Source organism: Vibrio qingdaonensis, from assembly GCF_026191675.1.
GTDB classification, from domain to species: domain Bacteria; phylum Pseudomonadota; class Gammaproteobacteria; order Enterobacterales; family Vibrionaceae; genus Vibrio; species Vibrio qingdaonensis.
Genome location: NZ_JAKRRY010000006.1, coordinates 127,975 through 153,510 on the forward strand (window position 1 = coordinate 127,975; position 25,536 = coordinate 153,510).

General features: G+C 45.6%; 24 protein-coding genes and 1 riboswitch. Of the genes, 17 read left to right on the top strand and 7 right to left on the bottom strand.

The window, feature by feature from the left end; translation table 11 throughout:
- Window positions 1-25: 25 nt before the first annotated feature.
- Complete coding sequence (locus tag MD535_RS07055) at window positions 26-628, top strand: hypothetical protein (RefSeq protein ID WP_455433331.1); 603 nt, start codon at window positions 26-28, stop codon at window positions 626-628.
- A 71-nt stretch (window positions 629-699) separates the two neighbouring features.
- On the opposite strand, the gene MD535_RS07060 is transcribed toward MD535_RS07055, so the two are convergent.
- On the bottom strand, window positions 700-1,602 hold the full coding sequence (locus tag MD535_RS07060) for a LysR family transcriptional regulator (RefSeq protein ID WP_265674213.1): 903 nt from the start codon (window positions 1,600-1,602) through the stop codon (window positions 700-702).
- A gap of 135 nt (window positions 1,603-1,737) precedes the next feature.
- On the opposite strand from MD535_RS07060, the gene MD535_RS07065 reads away from it, so the two are divergent.
- From MD535_RS07065 to MD535_RS07080, 4 genes are read left to right on the top strand one after another with little or no spacing between them, the layout of a single operon-like run.
- Entirely contained in the window at window positions 1,738-2,496 is a 759-nt protein-coding gene (locus MD535_RS07065; RefSeq protein WP_265674177.1) for a (Fe-S)-binding protein, read from the top strand.
- On the top strand, window positions 2,493-3,947 hold the full coding sequence (locus MD535_RS07070; RefSeq protein ID WP_265674178.1) for a LutB/LldF family L-lactate oxidation iron-sulfur protein: 1,455 nt from the start codon (window positions 2,493-2,495) through the stop codon (window positions 3,945-3,947). The genes MD535_RS07065 and MD535_RS07070 overlap by 4 nt, the downstream gene beginning before the upstream one ends.
- Window positions 3,948-3,957: 10 nt before the next feature.
- Window positions 3,958-4,623 (top strand): LutC/YkgG family protein, encoded by a 666-nt coding sequence (locus MD535_RS07075; RefSeq protein WP_265674179.1) that lies wholly within the window; start codon window positions 3,958-3,960, stop codon window positions 4,621-4,623.
- Window positions 4,624-4,641: 18 nt separating this feature from the next.
- Window positions 4,642-7,503 carry an FAD-binding and (Fe-S)-binding domain-containing protein gene (locus MD535_RS07080; protein ID WP_265674180.1) on the top strand — a complete coding sequence of 954 codons (2,862 nt, stop codon included), beginning with the start codon at window positions 4,642-4,644 and terminating at the stop codon, window positions 7,501-7,503.
- A gap of 159 nt (window positions 7,504-7,662) precedes the next feature.
- Here MD535_RS07080 and MD535_RS07085 read toward each other — a convergent pair whose 3' ends face one another.
- Window positions 7,663-8,940, bottom strand: a complete 1,278-nt coding sequence (locus MD535_RS07085) for a GGDEF domain-containing protein (protein WP_265674181.1) — start codon at window positions 8,938-8,940, stop codon at window positions 7,663-7,665.
- A 403-nt stretch (window positions 8,941-9,343) separates the two neighbouring features.
- Here MD535_RS07085 and MD535_RS07090 point away from each other — a divergent pair, with 403 nt between their 5' ends.
- A complete protein-coding gene (locus MD535_RS07090; protein ID WP_265674182.1) occupies window positions 9,344-9,688 on the top strand; it encodes a helix-turn-helix domain-containing protein in 345 nt (114 codons plus the stop codon).
- 102 nt (window positions 9,689-9,790) lie between these two features.
- On the opposite strand, the gene mepA is transcribed toward MD535_RS07090, so the two are convergent.
- Both mepA and MD535_RS07100 read right to left on the bottom strand, forming a co-directional pair.
- Window positions 9,791-10,636 (bottom strand): penicillin-insensitive murein endopeptidase, encoded by an 846-nt coding sequence (mepA, locus tag MD535_RS07095; RefSeq protein ID WP_279348231.1) that lies wholly within the window; start codon window positions 10,634-10,636, stop codon window positions 9,791-9,793.
- 395 nt (window positions 10,637-11,031) lie between these two features.
- The gene (locus MD535_RS07100; RefSeq protein ID WP_265674183.1) at window positions 11,032-12,039 is read right to left on the bottom strand and encodes an adenosine deaminase; all 1,008 of its coding nucleotides are present in this window, start codon (window positions 12,037-12,039) and stop codon (window positions 11,032-11,034) included.
- A 158-nt stretch (window positions 12,040-12,197) separates the two neighbouring features.
- Window positions 12,198-12,297: riboswitch (purine riboswitch) on the bottom strand.
- Between the two features lie 169 nt (window positions 12,298-12,466).
- Between MD535_RS07100 and MD535_RS07105 the strand changes: the two genes are divergently transcribed.
- A complete protein-coding gene (locus MD535_RS07105) occupies window positions 12,467-13,315 on the top strand; it encodes a pirin family protein (RefSeq protein ID WP_265674184.1) in 849 nt (282 codons plus the stop codon).
- 286 nt (window positions 13,316-13,601) lie between these two features.
- Here the strand turns inward: MD535_RS07105 and ppnP are convergent, their stop codons facing one another.
- A complete protein-coding gene (ppnP, locus tag MD535_RS07110) occupies window positions 13,602-13,883 on the bottom strand; it encodes a pyrimidine/purine nucleoside phosphorylase (RefSeq protein WP_265674185.1) in 282 nt (93 codons plus the stop codon).
- A gap of 157 nt (window positions 13,884-14,040) precedes the next feature.
- On the opposite strand from ppnP, the gene MD535_RS07115 reads away from it, so the two are divergent.
- From MD535_RS07115 to MD535_RS07140, 6 genes are all read left to right on the top strand, one after another.
- Window positions 14,041-15,360: an ABC1 kinase family protein gene (locus tag MD535_RS07115; protein WP_265674186.1), complete on the top strand. Its 1,320-nt coding sequence runs from the start codon at window positions 14,041-14,043 to the stop codon at window positions 15,358-15,360.
- Window positions 15,361-15,511: 151 nt separating this feature from the next.
- On the top strand, window positions 15,512-15,979 hold the full coding sequence (locus MD535_RS07120; protein ID WP_265674187.1) for a DUF2850 domain-containing protein: 468 nt from the start codon (window positions 15,512-15,514) through the stop codon (window positions 15,977-15,979).
- Between the two features lie 247 nt (window positions 15,980-16,226).
- Window positions 16,227-16,523, top strand: a complete 297-nt coding sequence (locus tag MD535_RS07125; protein WP_265674188.1) for a hypothetical protein — start codon at window positions 16,227-16,229, stop codon at window positions 16,521-16,523.
- Between the two features lie 196 nt (window positions 16,524-16,719).
- Window positions 16,720-17,463 carry a phosphatase PAP2 family protein gene (locus MD535_RS07130; RefSeq protein WP_265674189.1) on the top strand — a complete coding sequence of 248 codons (744 nt, stop codon included), beginning with the start codon at window positions 16,720-16,722 and terminating at the stop codon, window positions 17,461-17,463.
- A gap of 71 nt (window positions 17,464-17,534) precedes the next feature.
- A complete protein-coding gene (locus MD535_RS07135; RefSeq protein WP_265674190.1) occupies window positions 17,535-17,879 on the top strand; it encodes an ArsR/SmtB family transcription factor in 345 nt (114 codons plus the stop codon).
- Between the two features lie 272 nt (window positions 17,880-18,151).
- The gene (locus MD535_RS07140) at window positions 18,152-19,768 is read left to right on the top strand and encodes a methyl-accepting chemotaxis protein (RefSeq protein ID WP_265674191.1); all 1,617 of its coding nucleotides are present in this window, start codon (window positions 18,152-18,154) and stop codon (window positions 19,766-19,768) included.
- Between the two features lie 107 nt (window positions 19,769-19,875).
- Here the strand turns inward: MD535_RS07140 and MD535_RS07145 are convergent, their stop codons facing one another.
- Both MD535_RS07145 and MD535_RS07150 read right to left on the bottom strand, forming a co-directional pair.
- Window positions 19,876-20,748, bottom strand: coding sequence for a patatin-like phospholipase family protein (locus MD535_RS07145; protein WP_265674215.1), 873 nt, complete (start codon window positions 20,746-20,748; stop codon window positions 19,876-19,878).
- A 148-nt stretch (window positions 20,749-20,896) separates the two neighbouring features.
- Window positions 20,897-21,472 (bottom strand): YceI family protein, encoded by a 576-nt coding sequence (locus MD535_RS07150; RefSeq protein ID WP_265674192.1) that lies wholly within the window; start codon window positions 21,470-21,472, stop codon window positions 20,897-20,899.
- 357 nt (window positions 21,473-21,829) lie between these two features.
- Here MD535_RS07150 and MD535_RS07155 point away from each other — a divergent pair, with 357 nt between their 5' ends.
- Genes MD535_RS07155 through fecE form a run of 4 tightly spaced genes read left to right on the top strand, consistent with a single transcriptional unit; the run spans window position 21,830 to window position 25,480 of the window.
- Window positions 21,830-22,723: a Fe(3+) dicitrate ABC transporter substrate-binding protein gene (locus MD535_RS07155; RefSeq protein WP_265674193.1), complete on the top strand. Its 894-nt coding sequence runs from the start codon at window positions 21,830-21,832 to the stop codon at window positions 22,721-22,723.
- Window positions 22,723-23,730, top strand: coding sequence for a FecCD family ABC transporter permease (locus MD535_RS07160; protein ID WP_265674194.1), 1,008 nt, complete (start codon window positions 22,723-22,725; stop codon window positions 23,728-23,730). The genes MD535_RS07155 and MD535_RS07160 overlap by 1 nt, the downstream gene beginning before the upstream one ends.
- Window positions 23,727-24,716 (top strand): FecCD family ABC transporter permease, encoded by a 990-nt coding sequence (locus MD535_RS07165; protein WP_265674195.1) that lies wholly within the window; start codon window positions 23,727-23,729, stop codon window positions 24,714-24,716. Before MD535_RS07160 ends, MD535_RS07165 begins: the two co-directional genes overlap by 4 nt.
- The gene (gene fecE, locus MD535_RS07170) at window positions 24,716-25,480 is read left to right on the top strand and encodes a Fe(3+) dicitrate ABC transporter ATP-binding protein FecE (RefSeq protein WP_265674196.1); all 765 of its coding nucleotides are present in this window, start codon (window positions 24,716-24,718) and stop codon (window positions 25,478-25,480) included. Before MD535_RS07165 ends, fecE begins: the two co-directional genes overlap by 1 nt.
- Window positions 25,481-25,536 lie beyond the last annotated feature (56 nt).

Genomic DNA, 25,536 nt, shown 5'->3' on the forward strand with positions numbered 1-25,536 from the left:
TCATTAATTTTCGGCTCTGTTTTCTATGATGCGCGTTTGCTTACTTATTACTATGTGGCTTGTTTCTACTAGCCAGCTTAACGCGACATCACTGGATCACCATAAAATTCTCAACCATCTTGATAATTATGGCAACCTCCACCTTCGCAACAAACCCTACACTGCATTACCTGATGGGCTAGTAGTCAAAGGTAACCTCAACATCGCAAAAACCGCTATAGAAGCGTTACCCAATAATTTAGATGTCCAAGGTAGCCTAGACGCTTCCAATAGTTTAGTGGCATATATCCCAAGAGGAACGAAAATCACAGGTTATGCGAATCTTCTTGGCAGCCAATTAAAGGCATGGCCTGAAGGCGTCACGCCCGGAGGGTATATCAACTTAACCGATACGCCTGTAGCTAAGCTTCCTGATGGCATGATCGTCAATGGTGATTTAGGCTTGATTCGAACCCCACTATCAGAGCTACCAGATAATCTTATCGTCAAAGGTAGTTTGTATATCGGTGGCTCAAATATTACCGTCCTTCCGGCTAGACTCACCGTTGACGGAAATATCTTTCTTGGCGGTAATCACATTACAAAATGGCCAACAAACCTCACCCTTGGTGGTGCGGTTGCTCGCTAAGTAGCGCTATTTTCAAGCTGGTTCCTCCTGGCTCCTTTGCGTTTCACTGCGTTTAAAAATTGGGGATATGGTTAAAAATAATGGGATATGGTTAAATATCTTGTCCGTATATGTTCAATTAATAGACGGACTTTATTTGGCGGCTGCCGAGTAAAAGGGTACACCGCATAGATACCCAACTTTTTCCCAACTTGTTCCGGAAATATATCCACCAGCTGTCCGTTTCTTACATCGTGATACACAAGGCAACGCGGTACATACGCAATACCATGCCCTCCCAGTGCTGCCTTTCTCAATGCTCCAGCATTATTGGTTGAAAACGAACCTGAAACCTTAATGATCTCGTTACCATTCGCTCCAGCTTTAAACTCCCAATCCGACGCCCCTGTTGTTTGGTAGGCGTATTGCAAGCAATTATGCTGCGCTAAATCATGCGGTTTTAACGGCTTACCATTTTTGGCAATGTAAGAGGGTGAGGCGCATACCACCCATTGGGAGTCCAAAATGTGCCGGGCAATCAAACTTGAATCTTCTAAGTAGCCAGTACGAATCACTAAGTCATAGCCGCCATCCACCAAATCGACAAACCGATTGTCTAGCGACATATCGACGCTGAGACCCGGATACATATTACAAAATTCCGCCACGGCATCGGCTAAAATCAAATCACCGGAAATCGTCGGTACCGACATTTTGATATGACCACTAATATTCTCACCAAAGCCTGAGACAGACGCTGCAGCTTCCATAGTCGCTTGGGTCACATTTTTAGCACTGTGGAGCAAGGCTTTACCCGCTTCAGTTAACGTTAATTTACGCGTTGTTCGATATAATAATTGCACGCCGAGTTCATCTTCTAGCCGCGCAATCCTTTTACTAACTACCGAATTTGTCAGGTTATTTTGCTCAGCTGCTCGACTAAAAGCCCCCAGTTCAACTACCTGATAGAACAAGATCAAATCATCTGCACGCATCATATTAGGTCATTTTTGGAAATAATCATTTTCATTATTTCTCTGTATAAAGAAAATTGGAAGCGTTAACTTCACACTTTATTAACAGCCCGATTACAACACGGCATAACATGAGTTAAACGTTGGAGTCCTATCATGCGCATCTACCCACCAAAACCATCAACAGTCTATCTCTACGCTACCTGTTTAGTGGATGTGTTTGATCCCGATGCTGGACTCGACGCCATCACTTTGCTCGAGCAACAAGGCATTAACGTCATTTTTGTCGAAAAGCAAACCTGTTGTGGTCAACCCGCTTATACCTCCGGCTATACCAAAGAGGCAAAGCACGTCGCTCAAAGCCAGATTGACTTATTTCCGGACCCTTTTCCCATTATCGTGTTATCAGGGTCTTGCGGTGGCATGATGCACCACCACTACCCAAAGCTGTTCAAAGGTGACCGTCAAGAAGCCAAGGTACAGGCCTTCTGTGACCGAGTGTTTGAACTGACTGAGTTCCTAGTCAATGTCTGCCGGGTTAAGCTAACCGATCAAGGGCAACCGACCTCAGTAGTGATGCATACCTCATGCGCGGCACGACGAGAAATGAATGTCCATACCACCTCAACAGAGCTTCTCTCGCAGCTCTCCAATGTCGAACTACGGGTACAAGATTACGAAAGCGAGTGTTGCGGATTTGGGGGAAGCTTTTCGGTCCGTCATCCAGACATCTCTCAAGCGATGGTAGAAGATAAGACTCGCCATATCAGCAATACACAATCTGATATTCTCGTCAGTGCTGATTGGGGCTGTTTACTTAATATCAACGGTGCGTTCGAATACCAACAGAAACCGATCATTGGTCGCCACCTTGCGTCTTTCTTACTTGAGCGTACGCAGGAGGTAAATTCATGAGCCAACAACCTAACAACTTTCATCAGCAAACCAAAGAAGCGCTCGATGATGCTCAGCTTCGCGACAATTTTCGTGGCGCGATGGATTACTTACGCGACAAAAGAAAGACGGCGTTTGATGATCCAGCAGAAGAAGAGAATATCCGCAATATTGCAGAATCCATTCGCCAGCGCTGCTTAAGCAAACTACCCGAACTTTTAGAGCAACTAGAATTCAACTGTTATCGAAACGGAATACAAGTGCACTGGGCGGAAACACCACAACAAGCCAATGCTTTGATTGCTGATATTTCTGCTCAGCACGATGCCAAACTGATCATCAAAGGTAAGTCGATGGTCAGCGAAGAAATAGAAATGAATCATACGTTGGAAAAGCTTGGGATCCACTGCCTAGAAAGTGATATGGGCGAATACATTGTACAACTTGATGGTGACAAGCCCTCACACATCATCATGCCTGCCATCCACAAAAACAAGCAAGAAGTCAGCGACACCTTTAGTACCCATTTGGAGAACTTCACCCCGACTGACGATGTTGATAGCCTTATTCAAACGGGTCGTACTCGCCTAAGACGTAAGTTTTTTGAGGCGGATATTGGCCTATCAGGAGTGAACTTTGCGGTAGCCGAAACCGGCACACTCTGCTTAGTTGAAAATGAAGGAAATGGCAGAATGTCCACCACCGTGCCTAAAGTGCATATTGCCATTACGGGCATTGAGAAAGTTGTCGAGTTTCTGGCAGATGTACCACCTCTGTATAGTGCATTGACCCGCAGTGCAACCGGGCAAGCTATTACCACCTACTTCAATATGATCAGTTCACCACGAAAATATGCCGAAAAAGATGGACCTGAAGAGGTTCACCTCATCTTACTAGACAACGGTCGTAGCCAAGCCTATCAAGATGAAGAATTGCGTAAAACTTTACAGTGCATACGTTGTGGTGCATGCATGAACCACTGTCCCGTCTACACCAAAATAGGGGGGCACGCTTATGGGACGGTGTATCCCGGCCCAATAGGGAAGATCATTTCACCGCATTTATTGGGCTTGGATAAAACCAAAGACCTTGTGACGGCATCAAGCTTATGTGGCGCGTGTGGTGAAGTCTGTCCGGTTAAAATCCCTATTCCTGATATGCTGTTACGGCTAAGACAGGAAGCCAAGCACCCAGCACGCAAGGAGCGTGCCCCATTAAAAGGGCAAAACACCGCGCATAGCACGATAGAGTCTGCGCTCATGTCCGGTTATGCGTTAGCCGCATCATCGCCAGCCCTTTATCACTCGGCCACTTTTCTTACCAGTAAGCTGCAGCACCTTATTCCCAGTAACCTTGGTGCATGGACGCAATGTCGCACACGCCCTAAGCCTGCCGACAAAACGCTGCACCAGCGTATCAAAGGTCGTCAGAGAATGACCGACCGTAAGCGTCAAACGAATAATCCGAAATGAGGCGATAACAATGGATACACGCAGTAGTAAAGAAAACATCCTTAATCGCCTCAAGCGCGCACCACGTACCGCTTATCAAGGCGATGAACCCGTTTATCGTCCATGGGGGAGTGATTCAGCGATCAGTATGGATGACAAAGCAGAACGCTTTATAGCCATGATGACCGCCAATCATACCGATGTTAAAGTGACCACTCGCGCGGCGCTCGTCCCCACCCTTCAGGCCGTTATATCGGAATATCAGCTTCATCACATTGCCATTGGCACCGCTGGTGAATTCATCGATGCCTGCCATGAAGCAACGGCTCTTGTGCAAGTGACCGAATTTAGCCAGAGCATAGAGCATTGGAAAGCCGAACTTTTTGACCAAGTTGATGCTGGCATCACACACACCGCAGGCGGAATTGCCGATACTGGTGCCATCATATTGTGGCCCAATGAGCATGAACCGAGAACCCTCTCTCTGGTTCCTCCTTGTCACATTGCATTCGTCAAAAAATCGATGTTGTTTGGCCACTTTCAACAAGCTATGGCGAACAATCAATGGAATCATTATATGCCAACCAACGCATTGTTAGTGTCTGGGCCATCCAAGACGGCAGATATCCAACAAACCCTAGCGTATGGCGCGCACGGCCCTAGTCAGCTGGTCGTCATTTTCTTGGAAGATGAATAACATTAAAGGATGATAGTAATGAGCACCCCCAAGTATGACTCGACGATAGATCGCTACCAAGCGCTGCAAACTATCCTCGCCGAAAAAATACCAACACAGCGAATCATCACTGGCGAACCGGAGCGACTGGCTTATGGCACCGATGCCAGTTTTTATCGCCTGATTCCACAGATTGTTCTGCGACTAAACAGTCTCAACGAAGTCATCTTCGCGATTCAACAGTGTGGGAACCTTGGGATTCACTTCACATTCAGAGCGGCGGGAACAAGCCTGTCTGGACAGGCTGTTTCTGACTCTGTTTTGATCACATTGACCGATGATTGGCGTGGACATGAAATTTTAAATGAAGGCGACAAGATCCGCCTTCAGCCAGGGGTTATCGGGGCGGATGCAAACCGGTATCTATTGCCCTATCAACGAAAAATAGGCCCCGACCCAGCGTCGATCAACACCTGTAAAATTGGTGGCATTGCGGCAAATAATGCTAGTGGAATGTGTTGTGGTACCGCTCAAAATTCTTATAAAACCGTTGATAGCATGAAAATCGTGTTTACTGACGGCTCCATTCTAGACACGAGCGATAGTCACAGTGTTGCTCGATTCAAAGAAACGCGTTCCGATATTGTCACAGGTCTACAAACCCTAGCTAAGCAAACCCAAGAAAACGTCACATTATCAGAAAAAATCAGCCATAAATATCGCCTAAAAAATACCACCGGGTATGCACTCAACGCCTTGGTTGACTTTCAAGATCCCATCGAAATTCTAGAGCACCTTATGATAGGTTCAGAGGGTACGTTAGGGTTTATTGCCGACATTACATACAACACCGTGATAGAGCACCCATTTAAAGCCTCTACCCTACTAACCTTTGCCAGCATTGAAGAAGCCAGTCAAGCCGTCACTATCATCGCTGATACCCCTGTCGCAGCCGTAGAAATGATGGATGGTCGCTCACTTCGATCCGTTGCCGATCAACCTGGCATGCCTGCTTTTATCCAACATCTCGATCTTGAAGCTGCGGCGTTATTGATTGAAGTCCACGCGTCACATGACGCTGACCTTCAACACTCTAACGCTATGGTTATGGAAGCACTCAGCGACTTTACTATTATTGAATCGGTTCCCTTCACCTCCGACCCTAGCACTGTCGCTACGCTCTGGGGTATTCGTAAGGGCATGTTCCCTGCGGTCGGCGCAGTGCGAGAAGTGGGAACAACGGTGATCATTGAGGATGTCGCCTTTCCTGTCGAAAACCTAGCCGCAGGCGTTCGAGATCTTCAGCAGCTCTTTGACCGTTACCATTACAACGAAGCCATTATTTTTGGGCATGCACTGGAAGGCAACTTGCACTTCGTTTTCACACAAGGTTTTGATAGCGAGAAAGAGATTCAGCGCTACGGTCGGTTTATGGATGATGTCGCAGAACTTGTGGCGGTAAAATACCAAGGATCACTCAAAGCAGAACACGGCACCGGTCGCAACATGGCACCGTATGTTGAACTTGAATGGGGTCGAGATGGCTACGAATTAATGCAACAGATCAAAGCCTTGTTTGATCCTCAGGGTTTACTTAACCCTGGCGTGATCATTAATGACAATCCACATTCTCATATCGAAAACCTAAAACCCATGCCCGCCGCGGATGATCTTATCGATCGCTGTATTGAGTGCGGTTTTTGCGAGCCCGTTTGTCCCTCACGTACACTTACGCTGTCGCCTCGTCAGCGCATCGTGCTATACCGGGAGATCCAGCGCCAACGTCGCAGCCGTCCAGCAGATACCGAGACGTCTGAAAGCCAAATGCAGCTCGAAGACGTATTTCAATATCAAGGTTTAGACACCTGCGCAGCAACCGGCTTATGCGCTGATCGCTGCCCAGTAGGGATCAACACGGGTGATCTCGTCAAACAACTCAGAGCATCGCGATATCAAAAATTCCAGCCTATCGCACGATGGACCGCTGAACACTTCGCCACTACCGCCTCCATTGCCCGCTTTGGTCTAAAAACGGGCGAAATCGCCAGCAATCTACTCGGCGCTGAACGGGTCGAGAAACTTGCCGGGCAGATGCGGTCAGTCACTAAACAGCGCACACCGCTATGGCTAGCACAAACACCAAAAACCAACCACTTTACCGGAGTCGAAAAGCCACGCTCTTCATCGACAGGTAAAGTGGTTTATCTGCCTTCCTGTGCCAGTCGGAATATGGCCGCCCAGCCAAATGCCAACGATCAACGTCCTCTAACAGAGGTGACACTGTCACTGATTGAAAAGGCAGGATTTGAAGTAATCACCCCACGCGAGCTCACAGAACAATGTTGTGGGATGCCTTATGACAGCAAAGGAATGACTGAACTTGCCGACAAAAAGTCATTGCAGCTTGAAGAAACACTATGGACAGCCAGTAAAGAAGGGGAATACCCGATAGTGATGGATACGAGTCCGTGTGCTAAACGCAGTATTGAACACTTTACTAAACCGTTAAACATTACCGAACCCGTCGGTTTTGTCAGTCGCTACCTGCTGCCTCACCTATCATTAACGCCACTCAACGAATCTGTCATGCTACATGTCACCTGCAGCTCACGACGAATGGGATTGGAGTCAAGTATGCTTAAGCTCGCACAGCAATGTGCGACCAATGTGATTATTCCTGAGCACATTCAGTGCTGTGGCTGGGCAGGAGACAAAGGCTTCACCACCCCAGAGCTTAACCAAGCGGCGACGGCACCACTAAAAGAACAAGTACCTTCCGATTGCCAACGAGGATTTAGCAATAGTATTACCTGTGAAATTGGTCTCGCACATCATAGTGGAATACCGTATCAGTCTATTTTATATCTTGTCGATGAGGCTGCGCAGCCGCGAGCTAAGTGAGTACGTTCAGTCATGTAATTAACTATTTCTGTATTTAACTATTTCTGTATTTAACTATTCTGTATTTGTGCATAAGGATAATCCAGAACAAAGGCATGGGTGACTTCATCCTAAATACACCATGCCTCAATTATCTGATAGTCGCTAGAATGAGAAAAATCAGGCATAAACTTGTTTTAGCTGCGCCATGGGAGAAATATAAACCGTATTTCTTCCATTTTTTTTCGCTTGGTACAGCGCTTTGTCAGCACGACTAACCGCACTGTCCCAACTTTCATCGCCATGAATTTGCGCGACCCCAAAACTACAGGTAGGTTGGACGGCAAGATTATCGACATAGGGGGCATGTTCAATTTTTTGTCGTAACCGCTCTGCAAGATTCGCGGTCACTTTTATATCGTGATCGTCAAGCACAATGATCACTTCGTCTCCACCATAACGAAACATCGAACCATGAGATGGTAATGTATTACGTAAAACGCCGGACACCGTTTGAATTACTCTATCACCCACAACGTGTCCATATTCATCATTGATACATTTAAAGTGATCGATGTCGAGCATAATTAGACTCATTGGTCGCGGCGTCTTATCTTTTCGATCCTTTAAATCATGTACAAATAGATCTAGTGCGCGCCTGTTTCTTATTTTGGTGAGAGAGTCATAAAAAGAGAGTTCATTGATCGCGTGTAGTTGCCTTGCATTAATCATCCAAAGCATACAAAAGCTAATAGAAACAATAAGAAAAATACTAAACAAAAACGTCAACTGATGGACCAAACCTGCACTCATAAATTCAGTCACACTTGCACTGGCTATCGTGTGATAACCACGAAATAGCATAAATAAGCCATACAGGAAATACGTACCCGACATCATCTTCACCGCTAAAGGGAGATCATACCGAGTCCCGCTTTGTAGCGCCTTAACGGATGCAAATGAAACGATAACCAGATAGCTTGCAATCACGACAATACGTGCACTGATTGATGGTTCGATATAGGTGAAATAAACAAATAGACCAAAAACAATCGGGATCAACGTCATACAAGCATAAGAATATCGAAACGTAGACTCCCGAAATGAACACAAACCATGGAGAAGCATCTGAAACGCGAAGGCAATCAGCATATTGGCAACCACGATACTAAACCATTCCGATACAAAACCTCTGAAACTGATTAATAACGGTCCAGCTCCCATCGCTAAAAGCGCCAAAGCAAAGACCTTAAGCCCCTTCACCGAGTTAGTCGAGCGCTGGGTGTTATCCCGCAAATGAGTACGACTCAAAGCGCTAGGACCCGAATTTCTAGGGTGTAAATGGTTGGGATGAAGCTCGTTAGGACGTTGGTAAAGCAACAAACCAATACAATAGATACAGCTAAAGAGAATCATTATAAAATTTAGCGTTCTCATATCTAAAGAAAACACTTCCATGTGCCAACCTTTTCTGTGATTCGGAATAATTGTCAATCATTCAGCGCAGTTATTAATAAGATGCATATTAGAATAATTACGTAATGAATCTTTATTGCAACTCAAAAGTGCGAGTGAGCTCACTAATATTTGCAGGAGGAAGCTAGATATGAGGTATGAATAGCACAAGGCAACAACAGGGCAATATAAAACCAATTACCTATAATATTATGCGCATATCAGAGTTGACGATATTAGAAGAGTATCTCAACTTGAATCAATTTTGCCAGAATTTGTCATTATTCCGACCTAACCCTTACCTAGCTTTCTCAGCACTGACATCAATAATCACTATTTACGGTTGAATACTGCGCATAAATAAAGGGGCACCAGTCCTCTTAATCATTGCAGGGTTAAACACATCATGAATTACACACTACAAGATACAGAAGCACTCTACAGCGTCTGGATGTCACAAAAAGCAAAAATGCACATTACCCAAATGGAAGTCGCTAAGCGCTTGAGCATTAGTCAGGTTGAGCTTTCCAATCGCCTAAACGGTCAACATCCATTAGATGCGCCCTTTATTGATCGGTTTTGTAAGTTACTGCATATCAATCCTAACCATCACCTACCATCACTAAAAGGCTCGGTTCGGGTTGCTGCGATCGACGAACGCCTGTTTAATACGAAGTTAACGATTGATGGAGAAATCACCAACGTGCGGATCGATGGTAATCAAGTCATCATTGAATATCGTGTTCAGTAACCTGATTCGCTATAAACGGGTGCAGACTGAATGCATGATAAGTCAGCGTCGCAGAGTTGACTTTGTGAACCTGCCAAAGACTGACAACGAGCATGGCGCTTGTTACTGATTAAGTAGCGCCACGCATTCTTGATATTTAGGTTTGGCTGGTTTTTTCTTCGGTTTATCGGCGAGCTTTACCACGGCTTTCGCGGGTTTAGGCGCAATATACGGATTGGGTTTCCAAGATGCCAATTCTGCACCACAACCATCACCTTTCGGTGGTGGCGATTGCGCCACACATTGGCTATCGCCCTCAGGGCAATGCAAGCGAACATGAAAGTGTGAATAGTGCCCCCACCACGGCCGAACCTTCCTAAGCCATGAATTATCCTTCCAAGCAGTGTCGCACAATTGCTGCTTAATAAGTGGATGAACAAAAATTCGAGCCACCCGCTCATCAACCGCTGCGGTTTGAATTAACAGCGCATGACTCTCGGTCCATTTTTCTTTTTCTAAACGGTAGCTATTGAGATCAACAACCGAATAAGGCTTAGGCGTGGAAAGTTGCTCAACACTCAAGGGGGTTGCTGGAAGTCGCAGCCAAATATCGGCATCTAATCCCGTTTGGTGGCTAGCATGCCCAGAAGCAAAACGTCCACCACGTGGCATGGCGATATCACCCACTAGAATACGACCTATCCCCAATGCGTCGACACGAATCGCAAGTGACGTCAGATAATCAATCATATCGGCGTGACCGTAATAGCGATTTCGTTGTGTCCGAATCACTTGATAACCCGTACCTGCTGGCGCAAGTTCTGCGCCTCCAGCCAAGCAGCCATTGGCATAACTGCCAATCGAGTTTGATTCCCCGTCACTGGGTAGAGTAACTTCTTCCCATGAACGATTCATTGCCAACGACGACAATGGCAGGCACAAACACAACACCAATCCATATTTTATCATTTACGTTTCTCCGTGCCCTCTCCCTAACATCTCGTCTCCATTTGTCTCCAATACCGTAAGCGTTGCTTCATAAGACACCTTGTATCAAGACTACAGTCACCTCACAAGAGCCAGCGCAATCCATCAACCAAACCATGATTATAAGCATAGCTCGTCACTCGCTTGCTGGCTGCTAGGACAGCGATTAATTCAATATATCAAATTTGAAATCAATCACATTCAATGACAAAAGACTCACAAACAAACGACAACACATTGAATCATTGCCACTTTCCCTTTAATACTATCGTTCTTATGTCTAGGCATAGATGTAAGTAACGAAAAGTCGCCATTCCTTTTTAGGCTGCCACCTTCGGGATGACGACTTCATTAAGATGTTTCTTATACACGGTCCATTAAATACTCTTGCCAAGGTATTCTTCAACACGACGACGATATTCATGTTTCAGTGACGGGTCAATAAAGCTGGCATCAATGGCATTAAGTGTAAACTGAGCTAATTCGTTATACGTCATCGCGTGAGCCGCACTCACCGCTTGGAAGTTGTCCGTCATATAACCGCCAAAATACGCTGGATCGTCGGAGTTAATCGTCACCGCAACCCCTCTACGAAGTAATTCCACAATGTTGTGCTGAGACATATCATCAAACACGCGTAATTTAATATTTGATAATGGACAAACGGTAAGTGGCATTTGACTCTCAACAAGTGAATCTAACAGCTCTGGGCTGTCAACACAGCGTACCCCGTGATCGACACGACTCACGCCTAGAATATCGATTGCATCCACGATATTTTGCGCCGGACCTTCTTCCCCTGCATGCGCCACCGTCAAGAACCCTTCATCTCTCGCTTGTGTAAACACGTTTTGAAATTTTTTCGGTGGATGCCCTTGCTCTGATGAATCTAAGCCAACACCAATGATCTTATCCTTATGATCAAGTGCACGTTTTAAGGTGTCTATCGCCGACTCTTCTGATAAATGGCGAAGAAAGCACATAATGATATGGGAGGAAATAGCGAGTTTATGCTGACCATCTTGCAAGGCGCGATAAATGCCGTTGATCACGGTATCAAACGCAATCCCGCGCTCGGTATGTGTCTGAGGATCAAAAAATATCTCGGTATGCATAACCTTATCTGAATGACAGCGCTGCAAATAAGCCCAAGTTAAGTCGTAAAAATCTTGCTCAGTAATCAGCGCATTGGCCCCTTGGTAATAAATATCTAAAAATGACTGAAGATCATCAAATTCATAGGCTTTGCGCAGCGCTTCTGGTGAAGAGTATGGCAAATTAATGTTATTACGTTGAGCAAGGGTAAAGAGTAATTCAGGTTCGAGTGAACCTTCGATATGTAAATGCAACTCTACCTTTGGAAGACCTTGAATAAATGCGTTCATATTCCACCTTTATAGTTCGTGTTGTGGGTGCACTTACTCTTAGTATGGAAGGGATCGCTGATTTTTTCGAAAGTCAGCGCGACTTTTATCAATCAGACTCAGATCTAGAACGATTGAGTCCTCACTGAATCAGCACCAATACAAAGAGTAAGAACACAATTGTGATCCTAACTCTTCGTAATCAGCACTTTCAGGGTACTGGTAGAGACCCCCAAACCAGATTATTGGGGTTATACGAAGCAAACGATTGCCATTATACGGAACAAATGGGCGATGACTACTGCTGATTTCTAACGAGTTGACGCACTTGTTCTGCGTAGAAACCACCAAGACGTCATTCAATTTTTTTGAACGACTTCATCACTTCTTTCCCCTGCAACAGACTCAACTTGAGTTCTATAGTGACTCTCAACCAAGGAGATTCATTATGACCGCCTATCGAAATGTTCAACATATTATTCCTTCCCACGCCACTTCTGATGGTGATGGCGTGAAAATTCGTCGTGTTCACGGGTTTGATAATCAGGCATTTTCGCCTTTCTTGATGATTGATGAGCTCCGTTCAGACGACAAAAAAGACTACGTGGGTGGCTTTCCTCCGCATCCTCATCGAGGGATAGAAACCTTAACCTACATGCGCCAAGGGCACTTCCAACATCGTGACCATATGGGCAACGTGGGTGAATTACGATCGGGTGGCGCACAATGGATGGCGGCAGGGCAAGGGGTCATTCATAGCGAAATGCCCATTATGGAAGAAGGCGCGCTACACGGTTTCCAGATATGGATAAACCAACCAGCGAAAAACAAAATGATACCGGCTCAATATCATGACTTTCAGCCTGAAACGATTACCCAATCAACCACTGATAAGAGTGGAACCGTTCGGGTTATCGCTGGTGACATCGGTATTGACGGCGCCAAGACCAAGGGCCCGTTACAAACTACGGGAGTCCCCCTCTCAGTCACGGACTGGCAAGCCGACAAAGGGCAAGGTATTCAATTGCAGCTTGAGCCTAATCACAATGCGATGGTTTACGTTTATTCAGGACAAGCAAGCGTAGAAGGAAAAACAGTGAGTCAAGGCGAGCTGGCACTGTTATCAAAGGGGAAATTACTGTCACTCACCGCTCATTCTGACTCAGGGATACTCATTTTTGTTGGTGAGCCGATTAACGAACCTGTGGTTCACTATGGCCCATTTGTCATGAACACTAAGGAAGAGATTCAACAAGCTATTGATGATTATAATGCCGGGCTGTTTGAAACGTACTAATACCGCTCTAGGATTATTGAGAACTGCTTTGCATTGAGGTAAGCCGCTTTACAGCGTTAACGGGTGAGGATGGTAGAGGAGCCCTAACCAAGCATCACGGAAAATACGTAGACACGATGTTCACTGCCAATGTGTCACGCATCGACACGTTGTCGATGCGTCATTTTATTGGTCAAACGATCACGGCTAATCCGTATTGAACTCACTCAGACCGTTTAATCAGTTAGGCACTGACATCAGTAAAGACTCACATTAGTAAAGTACCGAGGTGAGTAAAAAGCCAAGGTTACAAGTACTCACATAAGTAAGCGGTTGATGTGTCAACTTTCACATCAAAACTCGAGTCACCTTCCACATCAAAGCTCTCGCCAGCGCTAAACGTTACCCAGTCAGCGTCAGCGCTGCGTTTAATCGTTAACGCACCTTTCACCACGGTCATTTTTTCCGCTGCTGCCGTGCCAAAGGTGTAACTACCCGCAGCCATTACGCCAACACTGCTATCACCGTCCGCTTGAGTAAAACCAAGCGATTTAACGCCACCGTCAAAATAGGTATTTTCTTTTATCATGGGACTTCCTTGTTTAAGTATCTAATATAAAACATGGTTTTACCGCACTATTTAACGTAAAACAAGTTATTGATCAATAACGCAGCTTAATTGGTATAACAAGGTAGTCATGAGCATTCATCTGCTCAAATAACGATTCATGCAACGGAGAATTCTTATGTCTAAGTACGAGAGTAAAGTGCCTACTAATCGTGTCTCACGGTTTGGTAAGCTTGCTTCTTTGGCCACTCGCGTGACTGGCGCCATGGTGACTGAAGGTGCTAAACAGCTTTCTCAAGGCAAAAGACCAAGCGCCAAAGATCTGTTGTTAACCCCCAGCAATGTAAAGCGCGTAGCGGATCAGCTCGCTCATTTACGAGGCGCTGCCATGAAAGTCGGACAGCTGATGTCCATGGATGCGGGGGATTTAATCAGCCCAGAACTTGCGGAAATATTGGCGCGGCTTCGTTCTGACGCGGCACCGATGCCTTCAAAGCAACTCGCAACAGTGTTAACTCAAGAGCTCGGCGTCAATTGGAAGCAGCACTTTATTGCCTTTAACTTCAAACCCATTGCTAGCGCCTCCATTGGACAAGTGCACCAAGCCCATATTGAGGACGGAACAAAACTCGCCATCAAGGTGCAATACCCCGGTATTAAAAAAAGTATCGACAGTGATGTCGATAATGTCGGTACCTTACTCAATGTCGTAGGGTTAATTCCTAAAGGGGTGGATTACCGAGGCCTGTTAGAAGAGGCTAAATTGCAATTACACGCTGAGGCGGATTACCGACTTGAAGCTGCATTACTGAATCAATATCATCAGCACCTTGATGGAAATAACAACTTCATTTTACCTTCTGTCATCGCTGATCTCACCACTGACAACGTACTGGCAATGACCTTCGTCCATGGCGATCCTATTGAGTCTTTAACCAGTGCCAACCAACAAACGCGAGACCGAGTCGTTCAGCTGTTGCTAGACTTGTTGTTTAAAGAAATTTTCGATTTTAAATTGGTTCAAACTGACCCCAATTTTGCTAATTTTCTTTACGACTCCGCCCAACAAAAAGTCGTATTACTGGATTTTGGTGCGACCCGCCGTTATGACGAGAATATCAGCAATGGGTATCGACGCGCTTTCTCCGCCATTCTAGATGAGAACGATGACGCCCTTGACCACGCTTTGGCTCAAATCGGCTTCTTTAACCAAGAGATTCTTGCGGATCAAAAAACCGCTATTTTTGATCTTGTCAGACTGGCTTGTGATCCGTTGAAGCAACAAGGGCCCTATCACTTTGGTAGCAGCAATTTGCCGCAGCGTCTTAGCCAAGCTGGCACAATTTTGAGCATGGAAAAAGGCTATTGGCACACTCCGCCAGCAGATGCGTTATTCTTACACCGAAAAATAGGTGGGCTCTACCTGCTCGCGGCACGACTCAATGCAACGGTCGACGTCCATTCTCTGTTTGAACCCTATCGTGTCAATAGTGACTGAACATTTACTGAATGCGATGCGCATAAATATCTGTCACAAAAGGATAAACTGTTACAATCTAAGCCTACAATTGATGGGTAGGTCAACGTAAGCTCAAGTTATAGCTAAGCTGGTCGATATTGTATTTACAGGCTATATAAGGGAGCGGTGAATGGCATCACGTAGAGGAAAGCACACAAAGACAAATGATAGTGTAATACTCATCATCATTTTGTTGGTCTCTATTACGCTTGCATCTGTACTAGGGTTTGCCTTTTATAACAGCCATCAGAAACACATCTCCCCAACACAAGTCTATGGCAATTGGATTGAAATCGGCGCACCAAAACAAAGTACCGAAATCCTCACATTTGCCTCTCACGGCGTACAACGAAATCATCGCCTTATCGCCACTCAATATGAGTTTGATGGTCGTATTGTGAAACTAAAAACCGGCAGTGGGACTTGGGTCTACGAGAAAGTCGGCACACCGCGTTCACCTCAATTACGCCGTATTACTCCCGCTCTACCGCCACAACGATTCATATTACAAGGGTTCGAACATACCGTACCAATGGATGGTTATAGCCCAGGTCAGAACCGTCGCTCTGCATTAAGTGAGCACTTCACCACCAAATAACCTCTCTACCGTTGAACATATTCAAGAAAATGCCGTTGGAAGGCGCAGTATCTCTCAGCGGTATAACAACGTAATTGACGACCCAATTGATATAAATCAATGTTCATAACACTTTCATTTTTATCCTTTGTTTTTCTCCTAAACTTTAACTAAGCGCGTTAGCAAATAAAACACCACACGGGACGCTTACCGCCGATAGCTAGCAATAGTAAGCATCCCTTAGATACACGCAACCAAGGAGAGGAACATGATCAAGACACATCGTAATTTTTTACTCCCTGAATCAAACGGCTACCACGTCAATATTGATATCAACCCGATAGGGCATCTCGATATTGATATCATTGAATCAAAAGAACATCATGATTCAGAGTTTGAACAAGTGACGTTCAAGCATGCTGGCGCCGTGACCCATATTCAGGGCGTCGATCAACACAATAAGCAGCTCTGGAATCTTCCTTTACATTGCCAGGATGCCCGCGAGCTAAATGCATTAATTTTGCGTGCTAATGATGAATTTGAAACATTGATGCGCGATCTATAGCCTGATGTCGGCAGCGGTACGTTGGACGTTTCGACTCATGTCGTTTATGAGCAGCATACCTTGAAACAGGTGTGCTGAGCATTGGCGACAATAAAGCTCAACCATGCCTCTCAATGTCACATTATGACATTACTCTGTTAGAAATCGCCCAACTATCCATTATGATGCTCGCTCTTCAATTCAGTAGACGGATAATATGGCACTTATTTCAATCAAAGACACCAAAACTTCCGGCATGCTTTGCCTTGCAGCCTTCGCTACCGTCACCTTCGCCCTTACCCTACTCTTTTACCCCTTGTCTTTACGAGGTCACGTCGAAGCAATGACAGGCGAGGCGATGCAAACTCTCACCTATTCCGCAGGGCACCAAGGCTTTTTAATCACCTTGTGTGTGTTTTGCCTTACCACAGCATGGGTCATTAAGAAATCCCCTATCAAACTGCACCTCCTTATTCAATTAGGTCTATTACTCGTGCTAAGTTTTGGTGCTAAGTCGCTGTTAAAAAACGTAACAGAAAGCCCGCGACCCTATACTCACCTACTTGCTGAGCAGCATGTCATTGAAAATCCCAGAGACTTTTACACCCTAAAAGTAGCCGAAAAAGATCAGGCGATAGAGCAAGTGTCCGAGCAAGTTAGTCATTGGAGAACCATGCACTGGATGGGGGAAACGGACTATTCATTCCCTTCTGGACACACCATTTTTGCAAGTATCTGCGTACTATTTTTTGGGGGTCTACTGCTAAGTAATGGCCGCTATTTACTGGCCGCTCTGACCATAATTTGGGCATCGAGCGTGGCTATGAGTCGACTCTGGCTTGGTATGCACCGCCCTATCGACTTATTTGGCTCTATGTTGTTTGGTTTACTGTTGTACGCCGTTATCCCGATGACTTACCCTTTGTTTGATAAATGGTTAAAAAGGCAAAAGACTGAGTAAACGTGTAGAAATTACTAGAGCGTAGTCGTAATTTCCATTATTATCGAAATACACTATTCGGGAGAACCTTTATGCAGATCACTACCGCCGCGAAAGCGCTAAAAGAACTGGGTCACGTTACGCGTTTAGCGATCTATCGCCAAGTCGTTCGCGCGGGTCATCAAGGCATTCCAGTAGGCGAAATCCAAGAGCGTCTTGATATCCCAGGCTCTACGTTATCCCATCATATTTCAAGTTTAACGTCAGCGAATTTACTGACTCAACGACGCGAAGGGCGCACCCTTTATTGCGTTGCACAATATGAGCATTTACAAGGTGTTATCGGCTTCTTGCAAGACGAATGCTGCATTGAAGAAAGCGGTAATGACGCTGAGATAAGCCGAACTCAAGACCAAGAAAATTTACCACTATCATAAAAACAGCGGGTTTTCTTAACTGGTCATATCAATGACTAAAGAAAACCCATTCTTCCTAAAGCCTTATAGATATACAAGACACACCAACCATACATCAGACAAATAACACCTTCCGTTATCTTCGAACAACCAATAGTAGCCTTAATCAAGCATTCACACTGCCAATACTTCCCCCCATCACGAGCGTCAACATCTGCGTTAACATGCCGATAACGCCTTAGTACTGCACATAAAAGTCATCAAATGACAAAGCCCATCCCGAGGACCTCTAAGTGAATCTCAGCAACCTGTCTATTCGAACCAAACTGCAATGCATTGTTATCATTGCCGTGATTATCCTTTTATCTATTGGTGTGTTTAATCTCAACATACAAAAATCCAATAGCTACGAACAGCGCAAGAGCAGCATTCAGGCAAGTGTGGATATCGCGAAAACCCTTACCGATCACTACATTGCGCTCAGCGCTGATATTGGTGACAAGGAAGCAAAAGCTCGAGCCATGGCGGCAGTTCGTCAACTGAGTTTTGACCACGATAAGTATTTCTGGATAGCAAGCTCCGATCAAAAGATCGTCATGCACCCAACCCAACCTCACTATGAGGGAATGAGTACCACAACGATCACCGATGCACGTGGTAAGCCTTTCATGCAGCAACTTATTGACTTAGCGACCACTCAAGGACAAGGCTTCGTGCAATATTACTGGAAGGAAGCCTCCGGCGAAGAATCTGAGAAAATCACCTATGTGACACATATCCCTCAATGGAACTGGATCATTGGTTCTGGTGTTCCTCTGTCTGATATCGATGACAGCTTCAAATCAGCGATGATCAAAGAACTGATTATTGATGGCATCGCGGCAATGTTCCTGATTCTATTATGTGGTGCCATTGCGCGAAACATCGTTGTCCCCATCGAAGATCTCGTCACAAGTGTTCACCATGTTGCCGATGGCGATCTTAGCCGAAACTTAACGACGCAACGCAAAGATGAAATTGGCCTATTAAGCCTCGAGCTCAATCGAATGATGCACACGTTACGTGACACTATATCGGTGGCGAAAGAATCTGCCAGTCATTCAGGTCAATTGTCAGCCTCTATTGCAGCCACCAGCGAGGAAACGGCAACGTGTATCCATTCGCAAACTGAGCAGCTTGAGCAGTTGGCGACGGCGATGAGTGAGATGTCATCCACCATTCAAGATATCGCCGAAAATGCAGAGCGCACCTCTACCACCACAGAGCAAAGCAAAGTGCTAGCGGGTGATGGTAGCCGAAGCATGGGATACACGCTGGACAACATTGCCACCATCTCAGACGACATTACCGATACTTATGAACTCATGACATCTTTGAAGCAAGGCGTCGCTGACATTAGCAACGTTGTTGGTGTAATTACCGAAGTCTCTGAACAAACCAACTTACTGGCGTTAAATGCAGCGATTGAAGCCGCTCGGGCTGGTGAGCAAGGTCGCGGCTTTGCCGTCGTTGCCGATGAGGTTAGAAATCTTGCTAGCCGAACGCAAGAATCCACCACGCAAGTACAAAGCACTATCGACGATCTAAACAAACGTACAACCAGTGTCTTATCGGTCATGGCGACCAATCAAGAAAAGATCACCCACAGTGTTCAACTCGCCACAAAAACACAAGAGCAACTTGATGGTGCCGTTAGCAGCCTAAACCAAACTTATGACATGGTGACTCAAATTGCGGCGGCAGCAGAGCAGCAAGGGATCGTCGCGAATGACGTGAATGAGAATGTCACTGTCGTGCACACTTCTATTAGTGAGATAAAACAAACGAGTCAACATTTAGCCCAGCAATCTCAAACGATGGCGCAAGCATCCGACGAGTTATCACAAAAACTGGCTTACTTTAAATTTTAATTAAAAATTATCGAGCGCTACATAGTAGTTAGCTGACTATGTAGCGTTGTTATTATCACCTTCTCACGACAGCCTTTTCTCCATCGCGCTTCGCTCTCATCAATAATCTAAACACAGAAATGACAATTTTCTTGGTGTAACCCGTATTCACCGCGACGAATAGACAAGTGTTCCTCTCCCGCCGCTAACCCCATTTTATACCCTTGGTGCAAAGTCTTCTGGTTCATCGTTAATCGCTTCACCGCAAAGTCTTCTGGAGGTGTGATCACTCTGATCGTCGCATCTTTCGGGGGATGCCGAATAAATTCTAACGATTGGTTGTAGTTTTCAGCTCGTACCTTCATCGCTTGAGCAATACTTGGATACTTCGCTAATAAGGCCTGAACCAACCACGCCGAACGACTGGCTTTCATTTCATAACTCAGTGGATGCGATAAGATCACGGTAATATCACGTGCACCGCGGCGGTAGGCTTCTCTTACGGGAATAGAATCCGCGACACCGCCATCAGTATAACAACCACCAGAAAAACAAGGTGGACGACGATAGGCAATCGGAAGCGCGGTTGTAGCTTCAATAATGTTGGATAATGAATGGGCTTCCACTCGGTAATAATCCGCAAGCCCGCTATCAATATTCGTTACAGCTGCAAACATGGGGATACTGGAGAAAAGCGCCTCGCAGTTTAGTGGGTAGCGTTGATTAGACTCATCCCATAACCACTTTACATCAACCAAATCTCCGCCTTTGGCAAAGCGCGCTGGATTAAAAAACCGCTTGTTCGTCGCCATTTTAGTGATGACCTCAAAGCTACGTTGAGGAGAGTTTGATAAATAACCAACTAAATTCGATGCCCCTGCAGAAACACCAATTGCAAAATCATAAGGCATAAAATCATGATTCATAAAGGTATCGAGCACACCACTTGCAAAAACACCTCGCATTGCCCCACCCTCTACAATCAATGCACTGTTATTCATCATTTCTCTCTCATCATCAATACTGGTGACAGAATAATGAAACATAAGCCTGAAATATAATGGGACTTGTAAATTACTTCGATAGGAAAAAGCTATCAAAGTGATGTTTTATACGCTCCCTAAAATACAATTAGGGAGCAAACAGAGGCTATTTTTGATCGAAAACCAAAACAAACGTCACGGGAACTGACGTCGCTATCGAAGGCAAAGCAGCCACTTCTCGCAGTTTTTCAATCCCTTTCTCTAAACCAAAATCAGCCGCTTTGACAATGAGTGGATCATTAGCCACCACGACAATTTTATCATCAGACATTTTCATCACGGTCAAATTAGCTGGGTAGGTCTTTTGTTTACCATGCAAATCAACGGTAACATCGAATGTCGCTGAATAAATACCACCAATATCCGCGCCATCTAATTCGCTCATATCGATGACCGTGGTAATCGTCGCCGTTTTAAATGATGCCACATCAAATAGCATACTTTTCATTCGTTCGTTTCGAATTGCGATATTGGTTTCCACACTGCTTAAATCCAATATCACCGTCGCTTTCCCATCATCCGATATGGTGCCAGACATCGCCTCAAAATGATGAACTTCACTCGCAGCATTTTTTTTCGTTGAAACAAACTTTAATGACGATGCCTCATTATCTAGTATCCACCCTGCTGTCGCGGGAAAGGCCAACATTAAGGCCAATAAACCACTGATTCCAGCTCTCATATCGCGCTCCTTTGATTTTTTGTACCTAATAGGTGTAGTTCACCGTTATCAGAACACCAAATCTAATACCTGAACCCGCTACCATTATCCGCTTATTTTTGTTTATCGCACTACGTTAATAGGGTTTGTTAACAAGCCAATTAACCTTTATATAAATAAGGTTAATCTGTGCGCCTGTTATATTCACTTTAGTAATTATTAATAGTATTGATAATAATTCGTAATTACTTTAGTATCCGTTTTTCTTTTCAAAACCTCGACGGTGTCAAGTTGTTAGCAATAAAACAGTTAAAATCTAAAGCCTTTGAATCCACTCTTTGCAAACCTCATCTTGCTTCAAGACTTGGCCCCCTAACGATGCTCCGTCGATTACTTGTCGTTGTTTTTATATTTGCCACACCATTACTATCAGCGGCGGAACAAGCTCGAACTATTAAAGATGAACATGGTGAACTCACTGTTTTCGGTACGCCTCAGAGAATCGTCGTACTTGAATACTCGTTTATCGACGCTCTGGCTTCTGTCGGTGTCTCGCCTATTGGCGTTGCTGATGATAAAAACATTGAGCGTATTCTTCCTGAAGTCCGCGCCCTTATTTCACCATGGACGTCTGTGGGAATGCGACCGCAACCTAGCTTAGAAGCCATTTCTGAACTCAAACCGGACCTGATCATTGCTGATGCAGAACGACATGCCACGGTTTACAAGGATCTTAGCACCATCGCCCCAACGCTATTGCTTAAAAGCCGCGGTGAAACCTATCAAGAAAACCTAGCTTCAGCGTTAAAAATTGGCATTGCGATCAATAAACAGAGTCAAATGGAACAGCGAATTTCGCAGCACAAAACCAACATGGCATCGTACAAACAGACATTAGCAAGCGCGGAAACCATCCAATTTGCTGTTGTCACCGACAAAGGGATGTGGCTGCATGGCCCTAATTCCTATGCTGGTGGTGTCATTACAGCGCTTGGTCTGCAAGGACCAACGTTGCCAAACCATGATAAAGCCTACATTGAAGTCAGCTTCGAGCAGCTATTAAAAGTAAATCCAGACTGGTTACTGCTCGGTCCATATAAGCCGCATACTGTGTATGATGACTGGCAACAACAACCATTAAGCAAACTACTTAAGGTGTCACAAAAACAGCAAGCCGTGCGGGTCTCTCCGCAATTATGGTCACTAAATCGAGGCATGCTCGCGGCCGAAGGCATCGCCAAAAATCTGCAAACACTGTTAACCAAAAAGTAATGTTGACGACATTAAAACCCCAAGGGCTTGCGCTTTGGTTTGCATTGAGCGCCGCCTTAGTTATCACATTCAATCTGTCGCTGATCGCTTGGTCTAGTTTCGACCTATCGATGGCAACACTTTGGAATTTTTGGCTCCACTTCGATGAAACGAGTATGGAACAGCAAATCATCGCGACACTAAGAATGCCAAGAGCGTTGAGTGGTGCGGTCATTGGCGCTAACTTGGCGGTAGCAGGAGCACTCATGCAGGGCCTTACCCGTAACCCGTTAGCCTCGCCATCCGTACTTGCAATCAATGCTGGTGCGTCGCTGTGTATCGTCATTGGCAGTGTTGGCCTTATTACCCTGCCAATACCCACCATGCTCATGGGCGCGATAGGCAGTATGCTAAGTGGCCTTATCGTCATCTACTTAGGTGGCTTCTTTGACCATCGACCTCACCCTTTAAAACTGGTTCTTGCGGGTATTGCCGTCAATGCTTTACTACTTGGCTTAACGCGCGCTTCTATCATATTGGCCGATGATATGGCCTATAGTATTCAATCTTGGTTGATAGGTTCAATCAGTAACCTAGACTGGGCCCTATTCACACAAATGATGCCCATAAGCGTAGCGGCGCTTACCCTCTCATGGCTGTTAGCGCACCAACTCAATCTACTTTCTCTCGGGCATGATGTTGCCACCAATCTTGGTGTTAATACCAGCCTTGTACGTTTACTTGCTTGTCTCGCGATCGTCATTTTGACCAGTGTCAGCGTCGCAACAGCAGGCCCTATTGGCTTTGTTGGATTACTTGTTCCCCACATTGCTAAAAAACTTGTTGGACAAAATTATCGGCTAATCATTCCTGCCAGCGCATGCCTTGGTGCACTACTGATGACACTAGCAGATATGCTCTCTAGAGCGATTGCTTTTCCTACTGAAACGCCCGTAGGAATTGTCACTGCGCTTATCGGCACGCCATTTTTCATTTTACTGTCTATTCGAGGTCGCTTGAACTCATGAGTGTCACTCTTCACCACACAAAATACTTACCATGGCTGACGCTCGCGGTAGTTATTTTACTGGCTAGCATCATAAGTTTGATGGTTGGCGTCGCGGATTTATCCCTACCAGACGTGATCCAGACCGTGATGCATGGCGGTGATTACGATTTTGTTATCAATCACTACCGACTACCTCGCTTATTTCTTGCTATTGGTGTTGGCGCAGGTCTTGGACTATCTGGCGCGTTGGTTCAGGGGGTCATCCGTAATCCTCTCGCCTCTCCTGACCTTATTGGTATTAGTGCAGGTGCAGGATTTGTTGCCACTCTCGTATTAACGATCTACCCCAATGCGCCATTATATGTACTTCCTATTGCGGCAGTGATTGGGGGAATAGCAACGGGTATATCACTACTAGTCATCACTCACTACGCTCACCTCACCCCAGCGAGAATGGCGCTTGTCGGCATTGCTATCAGTGCATTTCTTGCCAGTGGTATTGATTACTTACTCGTGGTACACCCTATCGAAATCAACACCGCGATGGTGTGGTTGACGGGGAGTCTATGGGGAAGAGACTGGGAACAAGTTCCGTATATTTGGATGACGCTAGCGCTACTTCTGCCCGTGACATTATGGCTGGCATGGCGACTAGATGTTGTAGGCTTGGGTGACGATACCGCCATTTCATTGGGCGTTGACCTCAATAAGGTTCAAGGTATCGCACTGCTTTGTGCCATCGTACTCGCAAGTATCAGTGTCGCTATCGCTGGTACCATCAGCTTTGTCGGTTTACTCGCTCCCCATCTAGCCAGACTTATTTTTGGACACCACCACAAGGCTCTGCTCGTTGGATCCAGTTTAATCGGTGCACTCCTTGTACTCACCGCCGATACCATTGCTCGTGGTATCCAACCACCCATTGAGCTGCCTGCTGGCGTGTTGACGTCCATAATTGGTGCGCCGTACTTTATCTTTTTACTACAACGCTATAAGGGTTGGTAATGCTGTCTGTTCAACATTTGCAAGTTGCCTATGGCAACAACGTGATTATCGACGATCTCAACCTGTCTATTCCAAAAGGCAAAATTACCGCCCTAATTGGTCCTAACGGATGTGGGAAATCTACGCTACTAAAAACCTTAGCGCGCATTAACAAAGCCAAATCAGGAAACGTACTTCTTGATAACGTCGCGCTTGAGCAAATTCCCACTAAGCAGTTAGCGCAACGTCTTTCGTTGCTGCCGCAAATCCACACTACCCCAGAAGGGATCAGTGTACGAAAATTGGTGGGCTATGGCCGCGCACCCTACACTTCTCATTGGGGTAAATTGACAGCAGATGACCAACGTATTGTTGAGCAATCTATGGCATCAACGGGCGTAACTGATCTTGCCGACACCCCGGTAGACAGCCTGTCAGGTGGGCAACAGCAGCGTGCGTGGATCGCGATGATCATGGCGCAAGATACCGACATTGTCATGCTCGATGAACCGACCACCTATCTCGACCTTTCTCACCAAATTGATCTGATGAACCTAATGCATGAGATGAATCGTCGAGGGAAAACGGTCATCGTTGTACTCCATGATCTCAATCAGGCCTGTCGCTATTGTGATCATTTGGTGGTCCTTGAAAAAGGCAAACTCATTGCTCAAGGCTCACCAGAGCAGGTTTTCACTGAGTCATTATTGCAGCAAGTGTTTAACCTCGACGCAATGATCATCTCCGATCCTATTTCCCAGTCACCGATGTGCATTGCACGGTAACCGAGCGGGGCCGCTCCCCTTGTGAAGGCAAGTCAAACCATTATCTAGGAATCATT